The 15850-nt window shown below is 52.6% G+C and carries 18 protein-coding genes; 14 read left to right on the forward strand and 4 right to left on the reverse strand.

Annotated features, from left to right (window positions below; translation table 11 throughout):
* Positions 1 to 84: 84 nt before the first annotated feature.
* The 4 genes from R7127_RS12030 to R7127_RS12045 are packed head-to-tail and all read right to left on the reverse strand — an operon-like array spanning position 85 to position 3612.
* Positions 85 to 573, reverse strand: a complete 489-nt coding sequence (locus R7127_RS12030) for a hypothetical protein (protein WP_000468105.1) — start codon at positions 571 to 573, stop codon at positions 85 to 87.
* A gap of 14 nt (positions 574 to 587) precedes the next feature.
* A complete protein-coding gene (locus R7127_RS12035) occupies positions 588 to 2780 on the reverse strand; it encodes a DNA topoisomerase 3 (protein ID WP_000366822.1) in 2193 nt (730 codons plus the stop codon).
* On the reverse strand, positions 2780 to 3013 hold the full coding sequence (locus R7127_RS12040) for a hypothetical protein (protein WP_001191892.1): 234 nt from the start codon (positions 3011 to 3013) through the stop codon (positions 2780 to 2782). Before R7127_RS12040 ends, R7127_RS12035 begins: the two co-directional genes overlap by 1 nt.
* Positions 2995 to 3612 carry a hypothetical protein gene (locus R7127_RS12045; protein WP_001249396.1) on the reverse strand — a complete coding sequence of 206 codons (618 nt, stop codon included), beginning with the start codon at positions 3610 to 3612 and terminating at the stop codon, positions 2995 to 2997. The genes R7127_RS12040 and R7127_RS12045 overlap by 19 nt, the downstream gene beginning before the upstream one ends.
* Positions 3613 to 3779: 167 nt before the next feature.
* Here R7127_RS12045 and mobH point away from each other — a divergent pair, with 167 nt between their 5' ends.
* From mobH to traV, 14 genes are all read left to right on the forward strand, one after another.
* Positions 3780 to 6758, forward strand: a complete 2979-nt coding sequence (gene mobH, locus R7127_RS12050) for a MobH family relaxase (protein WP_001337757.1) — start codon at positions 3780 to 3782, stop codon at positions 6756 to 6758.
* Positions 6755 to 8620 carry a conjugative transfer system coupling protein TraD gene (gene traD, locus R7127_RS12055; RefSeq protein WP_000178856.1) on the forward strand — a complete coding sequence of 622 codons (1866 nt, stop codon included), beginning with the start codon at positions 6755 to 6757 and terminating at the stop codon, positions 8618 to 8620. The genes mobH and traD overlap by 4 nt, the downstream gene beginning before the upstream one ends.
* A gap of 49 nt (positions 8621 to 8669) precedes the next feature.
* Positions 8670 to 9215, forward strand: a complete 546-nt coding sequence (locus tag R7127_RS12060) for a hypothetical protein (RefSeq protein WP_000228720.1) — start codon at positions 8670 to 8672, stop codon at positions 9213 to 9215.
* Positions 9172 to 9801, forward strand: coding sequence for a DUF4400 domain-containing protein (locus R7127_RS12065; protein ID WP_000743450.1), 630 nt, complete (start codon positions 9172 to 9174; stop codon positions 9799 to 9801). Before R7127_RS12060 ends, R7127_RS12065 begins: the two co-directional genes overlap by 44 nt.
* 47 nt (positions 9802 to 9848) lie before the next feature.
* Entirely contained in the window at positions 9849 to 10025 is a 177-nt protein-coding gene (locus R7127_RS12070; protein WP_169342285.1) for a hypothetical protein, read from the forward strand.
* A 241-nt stretch (positions 10026 to 10266) separates the two neighbouring features.
* The gene (locus R7127_RS12075; RefSeq protein WP_000869261.1) at positions 10267 to 10644 is read left to right on the forward strand and encodes a hypothetical protein; all 378 of its coding nucleotides are present in this window, start codon (positions 10267 to 10269) and stop codon (positions 10642 to 10644) included.
* Positions 10644 to 11306 carry a hypothetical protein gene (locus R7127_RS12080; RefSeq protein ID WP_001231463.1) on the forward strand — a complete coding sequence of 221 codons (663 nt, stop codon included), beginning with the start codon at positions 10644 to 10646 and terminating at the stop codon, positions 11304 to 11306. The genes R7127_RS12075 and R7127_RS12080 overlap by 1 nt, the downstream gene beginning before the upstream one ends.
* A gap of 180 nt (positions 11307 to 11486) precedes the next feature.
* On the forward strand, positions 11487 to 11630 hold the full coding sequence (locus R7127_RS12085) for a hypothetical protein (RefSeq protein ID WP_001275801.1): 144 nt from the start codon (positions 11487 to 11489) through the stop codon (positions 11628 to 11630).
* Positions 11631 to 11641: 11 nt separating this feature from the next.
* A complete protein-coding gene (locus tag R7127_RS12090; protein ID WP_001052531.1) occupies positions 11642 to 12007 on the forward strand; it encodes a hypothetical protein in 366 nt (121 codons plus the stop codon).
* Positions 12008 to 12151: 144 nt separating this feature from the next.
* A complete protein-coding gene (gene traL, locus R7127_RS12095; protein WP_000805625.1) occupies positions 12152 to 12433 on the forward strand; it encodes a type IV conjugative transfer system protein TraL in 282 nt (93 codons plus the stop codon).
* Positions 12430 to 13056 carry a TraE/TraK family type IV conjugative transfer system protein gene (locus R7127_RS12100; protein ID WP_001049716.1) on the forward strand — a complete coding sequence of 209 codons (627 nt, stop codon included), beginning with the start codon at positions 12430 to 12432 and terminating at the stop codon, positions 13054 to 13056. Before traL ends, R7127_RS12100 begins: the two co-directional genes overlap by 4 nt.
* On the forward strand, positions 13040 to 13957 hold the full coding sequence (locus R7127_RS12105; RefSeq protein ID WP_000794249.1) for a type-F conjugative transfer system secretin TraK: 918 nt from the start codon (positions 13040 to 13042) through the stop codon (positions 13955 to 13957). Before R7127_RS12100 ends, R7127_RS12105 begins: the two co-directional genes overlap by 17 nt.
* Positions 13957 to 15270, forward strand: coding sequence for a TraB/VirB10 family protein (locus R7127_RS12110; RefSeq protein ID WP_024131605.1), 1314 nt, complete (start codon positions 13957 to 13959; stop codon positions 15268 to 15270). Before R7127_RS12105 ends, R7127_RS12110 begins: the two co-directional genes overlap by 1 nt.
* The gene (gene traV, locus R7127_RS12115) at positions 15267 to 15845 is read left to right on the forward strand and encodes a type IV conjugative transfer system lipoprotein TraV (protein ID WP_000793435.1); all 579 of its coding nucleotides are present in this window, start codon (positions 15267 to 15269) and stop codon (positions 15843 to 15845) included. The genes R7127_RS12110 and traV overlap by 4 nt, the downstream gene beginning before the upstream one ends.
* Positions 15846 to 15850 lie beyond the last annotated feature (5 nt).

Here is a 15850-nt window from a genome sequence, read left to right on the forward strand (position 1 = left end):
ATGACAACTGTGCTTGGTAGGAAAATCAGGTATCAAAAGAAATTGGGTTATTAAAAATTAGGGGCCATCGGCCCCTTAATTGTTTTAGTCTGTGAACATTGAACAATCGAGGTGGGATAGTGCTTGTTCGTAGCTGTCTTTGTTGTTCGTCTTACGTAGTTCCACCAGCTCAACAATCACTGGACTTAAAGCCAGAGATTGAGGCTCCCAGACGCGCTTGCATTTGACCGCCATGTTGGCATTTACGTCTGTAACAACGTAGAGAAACTCAGGCGCTTCTTTCAATGTCCCCAGGCCCTTTGCCATATCCACAGCCTCAGAGTTCTTATAGCTTCGAGTAAAGCTCAGCTCGTCTTGGGGAATGTAGCTGGCAGTCGCCGCAGCCAAACCTGACACCATGCCTTTACCTGCGCTTTTTGCAATGGCCGAGCTGGTAGCTAAAGTTGGCATTACGGCCTGCCCCATTTGGCTGGCGGATGCCGCCGCCAAGCCTGAGGCGATGTTCTTCCCTGCATCTTCGGCAGTGGCTGAGCTGGTGGTGAGCATCGCAGTTAAAATGATTGTTCCAAACATACTTAATTCCTCTATCAATCCATAAAGTCCGACTTTTTGAAGGGCATAGTGCCTTTGCAATCGGGATAGGCGGTGCAGCCCCAGAACTTAGAAGCTCGCTTCTTGCCGGGCGCTTTTCCTTTCCTGAGACGCATCGGGCTACCGCAATCTGGGCAGTCTGGACAATCCTCAGCCGCGATACGCTTCTCGGGTTTCCCTCGGTTGTCTGGGAACGTCTTCTTGCAAGCCTCGTTCTGGCAGCCCCAGAAAAATCCGTTCTTCCCTTTGATCCGGTGCATCTCTCCACCGCAGTTGAAGCATTCGTGTGAAGGCGGCTTAGCGCCCTCGAAGGCTTTAGCCATCGCGCCACCTTCTTTGGTCAGAACCGGTGCGGGCACTTTGAGCTGCTCAACCATTTGGCAGATCCAGGTGGAAATCTGCTTCATGAAGACAGACATATTCCCGGAGCCGGAGGCGACTTTCTCAAGCTCCTGCTCCCAAGCCGCAGTCATGCCGGGTGATTTGATGGCTGGTGGAAGCACTGCGATAAGCGCATGAGCCTTATCAGTTGCAAGCAGTACCTTTTTCTGACGTTTGAAGTAGCCTTTATCAACAGCGCCCTGGATGATGCTTGCGCGTGTTGCTGGAGTGCCTAAACCGGCTGTGTCTTTGAGAATTTGCTTGAACTTCTCCTCAGTCACGAACCGGGCAATGTTCTCCATCGCGGCAAGCAATGTGGCTTCGGTGAAGTGCGGTGCTGGCCGCGTCATTTTGTTTGCCAGCTCGGCACCATTAAGCAAAGCGGGTTCGCCCTGGCTAACCCTGGGGAGCTTCTCTTGTTCAACCGGCGCGTCGGTGTCTTCCCCCTCGTCCTTGGGACTGCTTTCACTATCAGAAGCAAACAAAACCTTCCAGCCTTGTTTGGCAGGTGTCTTACCAGAGGCCGCAAAGAGGTGACGCCCACACTGCACCTCGATGGAGGTTTTGGTGAACTCGAACTCGCTGTAGAACTGCGCGATGTAGAAACGACGGATGGCGTCGTAAAGATTGAACTCGATCTCAGACATGGCACTGATGTCTGTTCTGGCCGGTGTTGGAATGATCGCGTGGTGCGCGGTCACTTTGGCGTCATTGAATACCCTGGCCTTGCGATGAGGATCTGCGCCAGCCACCAGCCCAGAGACGTTCTGATCGGACAAAATGAGCGCCTGGAGAATGTCCGGAATGTCTTCCTTTTGGCTCTCGGGTAGATAACGACTATCAGTACGAGGGTAGGTGGTCGCTTTGTGCGTCTCGTACAGAGCTTGAGCTGCATCCAGTACCTGCTGAGCGGTGTATCCCCATCGTTTGCTTGCGTATTGTTGCAGCGACGTTAGATCGAAGGGGAGGGGGGCTGACTCTTTACCTGGTTTGGTTTCTGCTTTGCTGATAACAGCATTGGCACCATTGACCTGGGAGGCTACCTGCTCGGCATAGGCCTTATTGACGCACCGGCCTTGCTCGTCACTGCACTCTTCTGGTGGTATCCATTGGGCGGCAAACTGTCCATTCTGTACGGACACGTTCACACCCAGAGTCCAGTATGGTGAGGGGGTGAAACCGGCGATCTCTCGGTCCCGTTGACAAACAAGAGCGACGGTTGGGGTGATAACCCTGCCAACGTGAAGAGTGTGGTTGAAGCCGACATCTCGGGCCAGCACTGTGTAGAGGCGGCTCACGTTCATGCCTACCAACCAGTCAGCGCGTTGCCGTGCCAATGCGGCGTAGTAGAGTGAGACCGTATCCTTGCCATCCTTTACGTTGTTCAGCGCTTTCTTGATGCTTGACTCATCGAGAGCCGTCAAACAAACCCGGCGAATAGGGCCAGAGTAGCGGAATCGATCCAGAAGCGAACGGGCGATAGCCTCACCTTCTCGGTCGTAGTCCGTTGAGATGTAGATGGTGCTCGCCTTTTTGACCAGTCCCTCAACAATTTTGTACTGTTTGAACGCACTCTTGCGAACGTTGTACCGCCATGACTCTGGTGCAATAGGGAGGGTCTCCAGTGACCATGACTTGTAGCGTTCGTCATAATCGTCTGGCATATACAATTCCAGCAGGTGGCCGAACGCCCACGTAATAACGCGGTTTCCTCCATCATGGAGAAATCCATCACCTCGTTGGGAGGCCTTCATTACGCCAGCCAAATCTTTGGCCTGAGAAGGCTTCTCGCAGATATAAAGGTCCATTAAGCAGCTCCTCTCATCTTTGATTCCAGATTCGCCAGCTCAGCCCAGCTTTGGGCCAGACCTTTGACTTCGGGGTAGTCTCTGGAGAGGTTTTCGAGGACTCCAGAAATGACATAGGCCGCTTCGCGGGAATTACCCCTCGAACCGGCCTCCTGGAGCATGATTGATAAAGCGTCGAAGAGCTCAGCCTTACGGCTTGGCTCTGTCTGGTTTCTTATTTCAGAGCTTTGCATGGGTTCACCACTGAATAGGGACGCACGGACTCGCGCACAATGCGGCGATCTGCGTCAGTTACAGCCTGGCTGGTGCAAAAGTGCGTCCAGGCATTCAGATAATCTTGATAGGTGTGGGTAGGTGGTATGCAGCCGGTTACAACATCCTTGGGGATGTTTGTAGTCCCCTCGGCTTCCACAAAGCGCCAATCGTGCTCGTCCATACCTTTGCCGCCATCGCAATAGCGTTCCCAGCGTGACAACTCGTACAGCGAGTAGCCTTTGCCTTTATTCATGGACTTGAAGGTATTGATGGCTTCGTTCACATCCCCGTGCTGCTTGATCCCTGCTGGAGTTTTATCTGAACCAGCGGAGTCATCTTTGACCTTGTTCATCGTTGCGCTGACATTACCGTCGCCCAGCACATGGATATAACCAGGTTGACGTAATGCAGCACCACCGCGCCCCATGTTGTCCCATGCCATCGACAGTTCCCGGCTAACTCGGGCAGGTTTGTCATTTTCGGCAGGGGCAGTCTGGGGCTGAGGCTTTTGCTCGGGGGCGTTAGAGGCACACCCGGCCAGAATTGCCACTCCCAGAATTGCTATCAGTTGTCTCATCGTGTCGTTCCTCATCAAAAATTGTCGATGAGCCCATTCTAAAAGGGGGGGGATGGAAAGCTGGTTTCTCAAACTGCCCAAATTGGACAGATAGGCGTGTGTGCGATCTAAAGGTGTTTTGAGAGCATGTAGCGACGAGAAATACGATAGGAATATGGTCAACCTACATGCTGAAAGCCCTTAACAAGTTATTTGGTGGGCGAAGTGGAGTGATCGAGACCGCGCCGAGCGCCAGAGTGTTGCCGCTTAAAGACGTGGAAGATGAAGAAATCCCTCGATACCCACCTTTTGCCAAGGGCCTGCCAGTGGCCCCACTAGACAAGATACTGGCAACCCAAGCTGAACTGATTGAGAAAGTGCGGAACTCTCTCGGTTTCACTGTGGACGACTTCAACCGGCTTGTTTTGCCGGTGATCCAGCGGTATGCCGCGTTTGTTCACCTGTTGCCAGCTTCCGAATCACACCACCACCGTGGCGCTGGTGGTCTGTTCCGACATGGGCTTGAAGTGGCCTTCTGGGCAGCTCAGGCATCTGAGTCAGTTATCTTTTCCATCGAGGGGACGCCTCGGGAACGCCGTGACAATGAGCCGCGTTGGAGACTGGCGAGCTGTTTCTCTGGGCTGCTGCATGATGTGGGTAAACCGCTCTCGGATGTGTCCATTACGGACAAAGACGGGTCAATCACATGGAACCCGTATTCGGAGTCACTTCATGACTGGGCACACCGTCACGAAATCGACCGTTACTTTATCCGGTGGCGCGACAAGCGACACAAAAGACATGAGCAATTCTCGCTGCTGGCGGTGGATCGAATTATTCCGGCTGAGACTCGGGAGTTTCTGTCCAAGTCTGGCCCGTCCATCATGGAAGCGATGCTGGAAGCTATCTCAGGAACCAGCGTCAATCAGCCTGTGACCAAGCTGATGCTTCGCGCTGACCAAGAGAGCGTCTCACGGGACCTTCGCCAGAGTCGTCTCGATGTGGACGAGTTCTCCTATGGTGTGCCCGTCGAGCGTTACGTGTTCGATGCCATCCGCCGCCTGGTTAAAACCGGAAAATGGAAGGTCAATGAGCCAGGCGCGAAAGTCTGGCACCTCAACCAAGGTGTATTCATTGCCTGGAAACAGCTTGGGGACCTTTATGACTTGATCAGCCACGACAAGATCCCCGGTATCCCACGAGACCCTGACACACTGGCCGACATTCTCATCGAACGTGGTTTTGCTGTACCAAACACGGTGCAGGAGAAGGGTGAACGTGCGTACTACCGCTACTGGGAAGTTTTGCCTGAGATGCTCCAGGAGGCGGCGGGTTCGGTGAAGATCTTGATGCTCCGACTCGAATCAAACGACCTGGTGTTTACGACTGAGCCTCCTGCGGCTGTTGCTGCGGAAGTTGTTGGTGATGTTGAGGACGCTGAGATTGAGTTCGTTGATCCTGAGGAAGCCGATGACGGTGACGACCAAGAGGAAGGTGAAGCAGCTCTGAACGATGACATGTTGGCCGCAGAGCAGGAAGCAGAGAAAGCTCTAGCTGGCCTTGGCTTTGGTGATGCGATGGAGATGCTGAAAAGCACCTCCGATGCTGTCGAGGAGAAGCCAGAGCAAAAAGATGCGGGACCAACGGAATCATCTAAGCCTGACGCTGGCAAGAAGGGTAAGCCGCAGAGCAAACCGGGCAAAGCAAAACCGAAGAGTGATACGGAGAAACAACCCCATAAACCAGAGGCAAAAGAGGATCTGTCCCCTCAGGACATTGCCAAAAACGCACCACCTTTGGCAAACGACAATCCGTTACAAGCACTCAAGGATGTTGGGGGTGGACTGGGGGACATCGACTTCCCGTTTGACGCATTCAACGCATCGGCAGAGACAACCAGCACTGACGCAACAAACTCAGAAATCCCAGATGTGGCAATGCCCGGAAAGCAAGAGGAGCAGCCAAAACAGGACTTCGTTCCACAAGAACAAAACTCCCTGCAGGGCGATGACTTTCCAATGTTCGGTGGTTCTGATGAACCGCCATCATGGGCGATTGAGCCGCTCCCTATGCTGACTGACGCACCAGAACAACCAACGCACACGCCAGAAATGCCGCATACGGACAACGTTAATCAGCATGAGAAGGACGCAAAGACCTTGCTCGTTGAGATGTTGTCTGGATACGGGGAAGCATCGGCGTTGCTTGAACAAGCGATCATGCCTGTTTTGGAAGGTAAAACGACGCTGGGCGAAGTCCTATGCCTGATGAAGGGGCAAGCCGTCATTTTGTACCCGGATGGCGCTCGGTCGCTGGGTGCGCCGTCAGAGGTTCTCTCGAAGCTGTCCCACGCCAACGCGATTGTTCCGGACCCGATTATGCCAGGTCGCAAAGTTCGTGATTTCAGCGGAGTGAAGGCAATTGTACTGGCGGAGCAGCTTTCAGATGCAGTCGTGGCGGCCATTAAGGATGCCGAGGCGTCAATGGGTGGATACCAGGATGCCTTTGAGCTCGTCTCTCCCCCTGGCTTGGATGCAAGCAAAAATAAGTCTGCACCGAAACAACAAAGCCGAAAAAAGGCGCAGCAGCAGAAGCCTGAGGTTAATGCCGGTAAAGCCTCGCCTGAACAAAAGGCGAAAGGTAAGGACTCCCAGCCACAGCCGAAGGAGAAGAAGGTCGATGTTACTTCTCCGGTTGAAGAGCAACAGCGCAAGCCGGTCCAAGAAAAACAGAACGTGGCTCGCCTTCCTAAGCGGGAGGCTCAACCGGTGGCTCCTGAGCCCAAAGTTGAGCGTGAGAAGGAATTGGGACACGTCGAGGTGCGAGAAAGGGAAGATCCAGAGGTTAGGGAGTTTGAGCCGCCTAAGGCGAAAACAAACCCGAAAGACATCAACGCGGAAGATTTCTTGCCGTCTGGTGTTACGCCTCAGAAAGCACTCCAGATGCTCAAGGACATGATCCAAAAACGCTCGGGCCGATGGCTCGTGACACCTGTCCTGGAAGAGGATGGCTGCTTAGTAACCAGTGACAAAGCCTTCGACATGATTGCCGGTGAAAACATCGGCATCAGCAAACACATCCTCTGCGGGATGCTGAGCCGGGCACAGAGACGCCCTTTGCTCAAGAAACGTCAGGGAAAATTGTATTTAGAGGTAAATGAAACATGACAATGAGTTATGACCCGCTCGCCTACGAGATGCCGTGGCGGCCCAACTATGAAAAAAATGCTGTAGCAGGCTGGCTTGCCGCCTCCGGCGCGGCTTTGGCCGTAGAGCAAGTCAGCACGATGCCGCCGGAGCCATTCTATTGGATGACGGGGATCTGTGGCGTGATGGCGATGGCTCGTTTGCCCAAGGCTATCAAACTTCACCTGCTCCAAAAGCATTTGAAGGGGCGTGATCTGGAGTTTATTTCCATTGCGGAGCTCCAAAAGTACATCAAGGACACGCCGGACGATATGTGGCTTGGTAGTGGGTTCCTGTGGGAAAACCGCCATGCCCAGCGCGTGTTTGAGATCCTGAAACGCGACTGGACTTCCATCGTAGGGAGAGAGTCCACGGTCAAAAAGGTTGTCCGGAAGATACAGGGTAAGAAAAAGGAGCTGCCAATCGGCCAGCCCTGGATTCACGGGGTAGAGCCCAAAGAAGAGAAGCTGATGCAGCCACTCAAGCACACTGAGGGGCATTCGCTGATCGTTGGGACCACCGGCTCGGGCAAGACCCGTATGTTCGACATCCTGATTTCACAGGCCATTCTGCGTGGGGAAGCCGTGATCATCATAGACCCGAAAGGGGATAAGGAGATGCGGGACAATGCCCGACGTGCCTGTGAAGCTATGGGGCAGCCGGAAAGATTCGTCTCATTTCATCCAGCATTCCCGGAAGAGTCGGTGCGTATCGACCCTCTGCGTAACTTCACCCGCGTGACTGAAATCGCAAGTCGTTTGGCAGCGTTGATCCCGTCCGAAGCAGGGGCCGACCCGTTCAAATCATTTGGATGGCAGGCACTGAACAACATCGCTCAGGGCTTGGTCATCACTCATGATCGTCCCAACCTGACAAAGCTCCGCCGATTCCTTGAAGGTGGCGCTGCTGGCTTGGTCATCAAGGCCGTTCAGGCTTACTCAGAGCGAGTTATGCCCGACTGGGAGGCAGAAGCAGCGGCTTACTTGGAAAAAGCCAAAAACGGTTCGCGTGAGAAGATCGCTTTCGCGTTGATGAAGTTCTACTACGACATCATCCAACCTGAGCACCCGAACTCTGACCTGGAAGGCTTGCTGTCGATGTTCCAGCACGACCAAACCCACTTCTCCAAGATGGTGGCGAACCTCCTGCCGATCATGAATATGCTGACGTCCGGGGAGCTAGGCCCTCTGCTGTCTCCAGACTCATCTGATCTGAGCGACGAACGCCAGATCACCGATTCCGCAAAAATCATCAACAACGCTCAAGTTGCTTATCTGGGGCTCGACTCCCTGACCGACAACATGGTTGGTAGTGCTATGGGGTCCATCTTCCTGTCAGACCTGACAGCGGTTGCCGGTGACAGATACAACTACGGCGTCAACAACAGACCCGTAAATATCTTTGTTGATGAGGCTGCCGAGGTGATCAACGACCCGTTCATCCAGCTCCTGAACAAAGGTCGCGGTGCGAAACTTCGTCTTTTCGTTGCAACTCAGACTTTTGCTGACTTCGCAGCTCGACTGGGTAGCAAAGACAAAGCGCTCCAGGTGTTGGGGAACATCAACAACACGTTTGCTCTGCGTATCGTCGATGGTGAAACCCAGGAGTATATCGCGGATAACCTGCCGAAGACCCGGCTCAAGTACGTCATGCGGACTCAAGGCCAGAACTCGGATGGCAAGGAGCCCATTATGCACGGAGGCAACCAAGGCGAGCGTTTGATGGAGGAGGAAGCTGATCTGTTCCCAGCCCAGTTATTGGGAATGCTTCCGAACCTGGAATACATAGCCAAAATTTCAGGCGGAACAATCGTAAAAGGCCGTCTGCCCATATTGACCCAGTAAGAGCAGAGCTATGTGTGACAAGAAGTATAGAGATTACGAGGTAGCCATCATGGTCGATGTGAACCCTTTCGACAGGGTTATGAATGAATTGAAAAGTCGTGGCCGCAAGAACGCTCACATCCTGAGCATCCTCCAATTCGACTGGCCTGCATCGGAGGCCATCATCGAGAAGCTGAGCTGCTACATCACAGACGGGATTAAGGCTAATCAGGAGCCTGTGATTTACCCGATCATTGAAGAAGCTCTGCATCGCTACAGCCAGCTCGTGTTTCATGAGCAGAGAGAGAAATATGAAGACCCGGCCAGAATTGGGGCATTTCTGGAAACCCTGATCACCGAAACCTGCCGGGCGTTGGAAGTGCAAATTGTCGATAGTGGCGGTGATTCATGGTCTGTCGATTCAGGAGAGTCGTTCTCACTGTGGCTTTCTTCCCATCCAGGAGAACTATCCATTAACCCGCAGCCCCATGAGGATGAGACCTCTTTGCGTGGCTTGCTGTATGAGCTCATCACCTGTGAGAGCGTGAAAACTGTTTTAAGGAGAACCGACTATGAAGAAGCCGTGGTTGCTGGTCGCATGGCTGCTGGTTATTGAGTTGCTGGCAATATTGCTGCTGATCCCTGGCGACTGGACAGACAGAGCCATCAAAAGGGAATCCGTGCTGGTGGAACAGAGTCTTGGTGTCGAAGCAAGAGACTGGATACAGAACAAAGCATCTACCTGGTTCAGGTCGAGCGTTATTGATTCAGGCTTCTATGAGGGGATGTACCAAACGCTGATCCCATCAGAAGAGGAGCGCCAGAAGTCCAAGGGGATGCAGGATATGGGCAAGGGCTGGTTTGTGTGGGTCAAAGGCCGCATGGAAGCCTTTGTCAACGTCATTTACCAGTTCTACACACGGTTGGCGCTGTTAGCCGCGTGGGCTCCCTATATGCTGATCCTGTTCGTACCTGCGGTATATGACGGGATGATGACATGGCGAATTAAGCGGACCAACTTCGATTATGCGAGTCCGGTTCTCCATCGTTATAGCGTTCGCGGAACGATGTACCTGATGGCCGGATTGTTCATCGCGTTCTTCATCCCCATAGCGCTCGATCCGGTTGTCATCCCGATGACAATGATGACGTGCTGTGTCCTGGTTGGCCTGACGTTCGGCAACCTCCAGAAACGGGTATAGGGAGGGAGGATGAGCTACTCCGTTATAAATCAAGATGGGGTGCATCTGTGCGACATCCCATTGAACGTCTACCAGGTGATACGTCGCCAATCCTTGTCTGCGTTGTGGCTTTACTGGGCGCAGAGCTTGAATTTGGTGAAGGTGCTCATTGCTTGCGTCGGAAAGATGATCTTTGTGATGCCGGTAATGTGGTTCTGGGTGCTGGTGGTGTGCCGCTTGGTTGAACCAGAACGTATCTCAGACGTGCCAGGACTTATCTCTCCGGACGTGATCGGGTGGGCCGCTGGTGCGGCCATCACCCTCATTATCTATTCCGTTTTTACACGCCCAGCTTTGTACGGATACCACAACTTTTTCAAGCAGCATATTTGCTCAAGAGTAAAGCAAGTAACGCCGGAACTCAGAACAGTCACTGGGCCACTGTTCTTTTACCGAAACGAAATTGGAACGATATAGAGAGGAACCATGAAAGTAACCAATAAACTCAAACTGCTGGCACTGGGGCTGTGTATGGCCGGTACTGCCATCGCGGCTCCTGATGTGCTCAATGACGACGCAAAGCTCAAGAACCTTGAGAAGGTGTGTCCCGACTGTAAGATGGTGGCAAAAGATGTACTCAATCTGCGGGTTGAAAACTGCCAGCTCAAAGACACTTCCAGTGCAATGATGATTGGCACCATGCAAAATGACCCTATGTTTTCGTTTATGCTGGCAGTACACACAGCGGCAGGCTCGGAGGCATACAAAACGGTAGTTGGTGCCGCTGGCAACCATGTTGACTGTGAAAACCCGTTGAACTGGATCAAGCTGACCCAGCAAGCGATTAAAGGAGGCAAAGTCTAATGCGTAAGAGAGATTTCTTTTTTGGAGAGGTGTATGAGGGGGGTGCAGGAGCCACTCTACGACTGAGTGATATGGAACCATTGGCAAGAAAAGTGTCGGCAGAGTTCTTCACTGCACAACTGAACCGTATGCTGAAAGAGCATGACGGTCAGTTGACGCTCAGCGATGGAACGTCGTACCCCAGCTTTTGGAGCTTCATCGACAAGGTTGTTCCAGAGCAGGTTGGTTTCGTGGAGATCTACGCTCGGCAGGATGTTAACGATAATGTTGAAGCGACACTGGCGTGTGACATCGTTTTGGTAAATGGTGTGATCACCGTTAAACCTCACTGGTGTGCTTACAAAGACATCAGGGCTGACGAAGTGATTTCCACCTTACTGGTGCCTTTGCATTTGAAGGCTCTCCAGGGTAAGGCTTACATTCGCTGGGATGATGGTGAAACCGAACCTCTGTTACAAAACGACGACTATCAGGCTGAACTTGAAAATGTGTTTAGTGTTTCCAAGTACCCATCAGCCATGAGCTGGGGCGATACAGCAGACCAGAAGGTTAAGCAGTACAAGATGGACCTTGAGTGCGCCACAGATGTTGGTTGTCGAGGTGTCTCATCAGAGCAAGCATGGGATGCTTATCGAGAACTCCGTTACAATAGAACAGTGTGAAACAAGCGGCCATTGGCCGCTTTGAACTTTCACATGTGAAAGTTTTTCGCCTCCCGCTCTTATCATCTCCTCGAATAAACCTCCATAAAGTGCCCAAAATGGGCCGTAACAGCACTGTTCCTAGATTGATCAATTAAGAGACGATTACTCCGTGATGACGACAAGTTATTTGGAGGGTCTATGTCCGCACAAGCTCACGTCAGAGAAAGCGAAAGCTCATCTGGTTCATTCATCTCCTGGCAGTTCCTTGTCTGGCAGGTGATGTTCGTTATAGGTGTTGTTGCAGGGATGAACCTGGAACACGCATTCAATTTTCTAGGTTAATGGGAGGAAGTGTGAACCTTAATAAACAATTTTTCTGGTTTTTGATGAACGCGGTGCTGATGTGCATCTTCATCGTTCCAGTGGCCGTCGCGTTTTGGCTGTCTGCTTTTGCGGCAGGTTTTGACTGGAGTCAGTGGGTTAAGTTGGCTGCTGATACGGCCAACAGAGCTGCAAGTGACCCGGCCAAGGCTCTGGGCACGGTTCAGACCTACTGGGGCATTCTCAGCTTCTTCCTGCTGGCGGCGTACAGTCTGATGTTCAAGTTTAAAGCCAATGCTAACAAGGAAGTGAAAACTCTGGGGGTGGCCCGACCAGCCAATGAAGTTAGCGTTGCGGCTTCGGAAAAACATTCGGAAGCGGTTCCTCAAAATCAATAACCGATCCAGTAAACGCAAAAAAGGCGGCTTAGGCCGCCTTTTTTTATTTGTCGCTGGAAGTGCCCGAAAAGGGCGCGAAGCCGTGGCAGAAAATCAGTGACCCTGAATGAGAATACAGGCCACTAGGAAAAGAAGAGGGTTGCTATGAAGCCTGTAAAGATACCGCGCCGGGTCGATGAGCCCCCGCATCTGCTGTTGTGGAGCGCAGATGAGTTGGCCCCGATGCTTTTGGGGCTAACGATAGGGGTCATCATCGGTAAGGCCCTGATCTGCTTTCTGGGGGGGTTACTTGTAACCAACCTTTATCGCCGATTCAGGGATAACCATCCGGATGGATACCTGCTCCACATGATCTACTGGGCCGGGTTCATCATGACCAAGGCCAAATCTCTCAAGAATCCGTTTGTCCGGAGGTATTTGCCTTGAACCTGAAAAAGTATCTCAAGACCTGGGAAGGGACCCAAACAGAAAATAAGTGGGGACGAATCTTCCAGGGTGGTCTTATTGCTATCGTTTTCCTGCTGGTGGTCCAAGTATTCAGCAAGGAAACCATCGTCACTATCCAGCCTTTCACGCTCACGGAAGAAGCCTGGGTGACGAAAAATAACGCCTCTCAGTCCTATAAAGAGGCTTGGGGTTTCGCTTTTGCTCAGCTCCTTGGCAATGTGACGCCAGGAACCGTTGACTTTGTGAAAGAACGGATCACCCCGCTTCTCTCCCCGAGCATCTATCAGGACGTGATTGATGCCATCGAAATTCAAGCTCAACAGATCAAGAACGACCGCGTAACCATGCGGTTTGAGCCGCGTTTTGTTGAGTACGAGCCCAAGAGCGACAAGGTGTTTGTCTACGGATATTCCTACGTCAAAGGGGCTTCTTCTAACGAAGAGCGTAGCGAACGCTCCTACGAGTTCGCCATCAAGATTTCAAACTACGCGCCCGTGCTGGACTACATCGACACCTATGTAGGAAAGCCACGCACCAAAACTGTTTTGGAGCAACTCCAGCGCAAAGAAGAAAACCGGAGAAAGCATGAAGAACAACGCTAAACTTTCGCTCCTGGCGCTGTCCTTGGCGCTTGGAACTTCAATGGCCTATGCCTCGGATGACATTCCTGTTGTCCCGGCCAGTGTTATGAAAAAGGATGTTCCTGCCCCTGTGACGTCAGGACAAAGCTCCCATGAGGTTGTGGGCAGCATGAATGAAAACCCCTTACTGACGATGAAGCCGGGGGTTAACCAGATCATCCCGATAGCCGTTGGTCATCCGAACCGAATCGTCACGCCTTTCAGCAATCCTGAGATCGTTTCAACATCTCTGACCGGGGCGACGGATAACGGCCAGTGTGGTGAGGTCTGCATCAAAGAGAATGTGGTCTATGTCGCCACGGATAAGCAGTATCCGGTGACTATGTTCATTACTGAAAAAGGCTCGGAAGCCCAAGCTCTCAGCCTGACGATGGTTCCCCGTCGTATTCCGCCCAGAGAAGTCTTTCTCAAGCTCGATGGTGGTGTAGGTATCACTGGTGCTTTTGCCAATACCAAGGCTGAGACCTGGGAACAGAGCCAGCCTTATGTCGAAACCATCCGGTCAGTATTCCGAAAGATTGCTCTTGGTGAAGTCCCTCAAGGTTACACGTTGAACCGCATCCCTGCTGGTGCTGCGGTGCCGAGCTGCGCTCATCCTGGGGTAAAGGTGGATTTTAGCAAGGGGCAATACATGATGGGCCACCACCTTAACGTGTTCATCGGTGTCGCCCTGAACGTCTCTGATCAGCCTATTGAGTTCAAAGAGGCGTTGTGTGGGAGCTGGGATGTGGCTGCGGTGACTACGTGGCCGCTTAACGTGCTTGAGCCCGGCCAGAAGACGGAGATCTATGTGGCGAAGAAGCAGAAGCGTGGTCTCGCACCAACGTCTAAGCGTCCATCGCTGCTGGGAGGTGCCCAATGATTAAGCGATTTTGGACACAGTTAGACCCCAACAAGAAGCGTTGGGTGTCTATCGCTGGCGGCGTCTTCGTTCTTTTTGCGGTCGTGACAATGTTCTCTGGTGAACCCAAGAAAGAAGAGAAGCGCGGTCGCCAAGAAACCATCAAGCACGTTCTCACAGACAAAAACACCCGTGAGATCGGGATAGATTCGTTGTCTGCCGATGTGAAGATGGTGTCTCGTGAAAACTCCGACCTGAAAAAGGAGCTGGAACGAGTCAAGAAAGAGCTGGAGGAAACCAAAACCACTGCCGGGAAATCCAGTGATGTTGGCCGTGAGATGACCCGCCTTCGTCAAGATTTGGACCGCCTGACCCAGAAGAACATGGAATTGGCTAAGAAAGTCGAAACCGGCGCTGCTGGTGGAAAAACATCCTCTTCATCAGAGGATGCCAGAGCCGATGTTAATGGTGCATCTGGTGGTGATGGTCAGTTCATGGAGAAAAAGCTCGACTACAAAGATCCAGCATCCTTTTTTCGGGACGCACCGCTTCCTGACTCGAAGGGTGGGGCTCCTGCAACTGGCAAGGGAGACGGTCGTGATGCAACTAAACCAGGCATCCAAATAGTGAGCTACTCGCAGAAAGCGCCAGAAGTTGAAGAGAAGGACAACAAGGATGATGAGTCTATCTACCTACCTTCTGGCTCCATCCTGACAGGGGTGCTCATCAACGGTATGGACGCACCAACATCTCAAGGTGCTCGTCGAGATCCGTTCCCTTCGACCCTCAGGATTCAGAAAGAGGCTATTTTGCCTAACCGCTTCCGTGCGGATGTTCGTGAGTGCTTCCTGATTGTTTCAGGCTATGGAGATCTCAGTTCAGAGCGAGCGTACCTGCGTGGCGAGACCTTCTCGTGCGTTCGGGATGATGGGGGGGTCATAGAAGCGAAGCTGGATTCCTATGCAGTGGGTGAAGACGGTAAGGCCGGTGTCCGTGGTCGCGTCGTATCGAAGCAGGGGCAAATCATCGCCAAGAGCTTGATGGCAGGCTTCCTTGGTGGCGTTTCCGAAGCCTTTGACGTCAATCCTGTGCCGGTCGTCAGCACTAACCCTGGCTCAAATACCCAGTACCAGTCTGTGTTCTCCGACCAGATGTTGCAGGGAGCAGCAGTGAAGGGGGCCAGTAAGGCGCTAGATCGCATCGCTCAGTTCTATATCGACATGGCCGAAGGCATCTTCCCCGTTATCGAGGTCGATGCTGGCCGTCAGGTAGACATCATCGTGACCAAAGGAACCAAGCTACAAATTCGTTCCACCGGGGGAACCAAGAAATGAAAAATTTGAACATTTTGACCAGAAAGGGCAGTTCCAGAGGCGAGGCTCAAAAGGAACAGGCAGTAAGATCCGCAAAGATGTTGGGGGTGGGTGCAGCGCTACTTATTTTGTCGGGCTGTTCGACGTTCAACATCGGCAAGGATGAGTATAGCTGTCCGGGAATGCCGAATGGTGTTCAGTGTATGTCAGCGCGAGACGTTTACGCCGCAACCAATGACGGAAATGTCCCGCGCCCAATGAAACCAGAGGAAGTCGAGGCCAAAGCGGAAGCGGATGGCGAAGGTTCCTCAAACGTTTCAGCGAACTCATCTAGCTCCGGAGACCCGGTGATTGACAACTATGTCGCACCGCGTCTTCCGGATCGCCCGATTCCAATTCGTACACCAGCACAGGTTATGCGGATTTGGGTAGCTCCCTGGGAGGACACCAATGGTGATCTCATCGTGACAGGGTATGTCTATACCGAAATCGAACCGCGCAGGTGGGTGATTGGGGATGGCACACCGCAAAGTGAGCCAGTTTTGAGACCGCTGCAAACGGTACAACACGAACCGAAGTCTGAAACAACCAAATAGGAGAT

Source organism: Vibrio sp. 1159, from assembly GCF_033340395.1.
GTDB classification, from domain to species: Bacteria; Pseudomonadota; Gammaproteobacteria; order Enterobacterales; family Vibrionaceae; genus Vibrio; species Vibrio alginolyticus.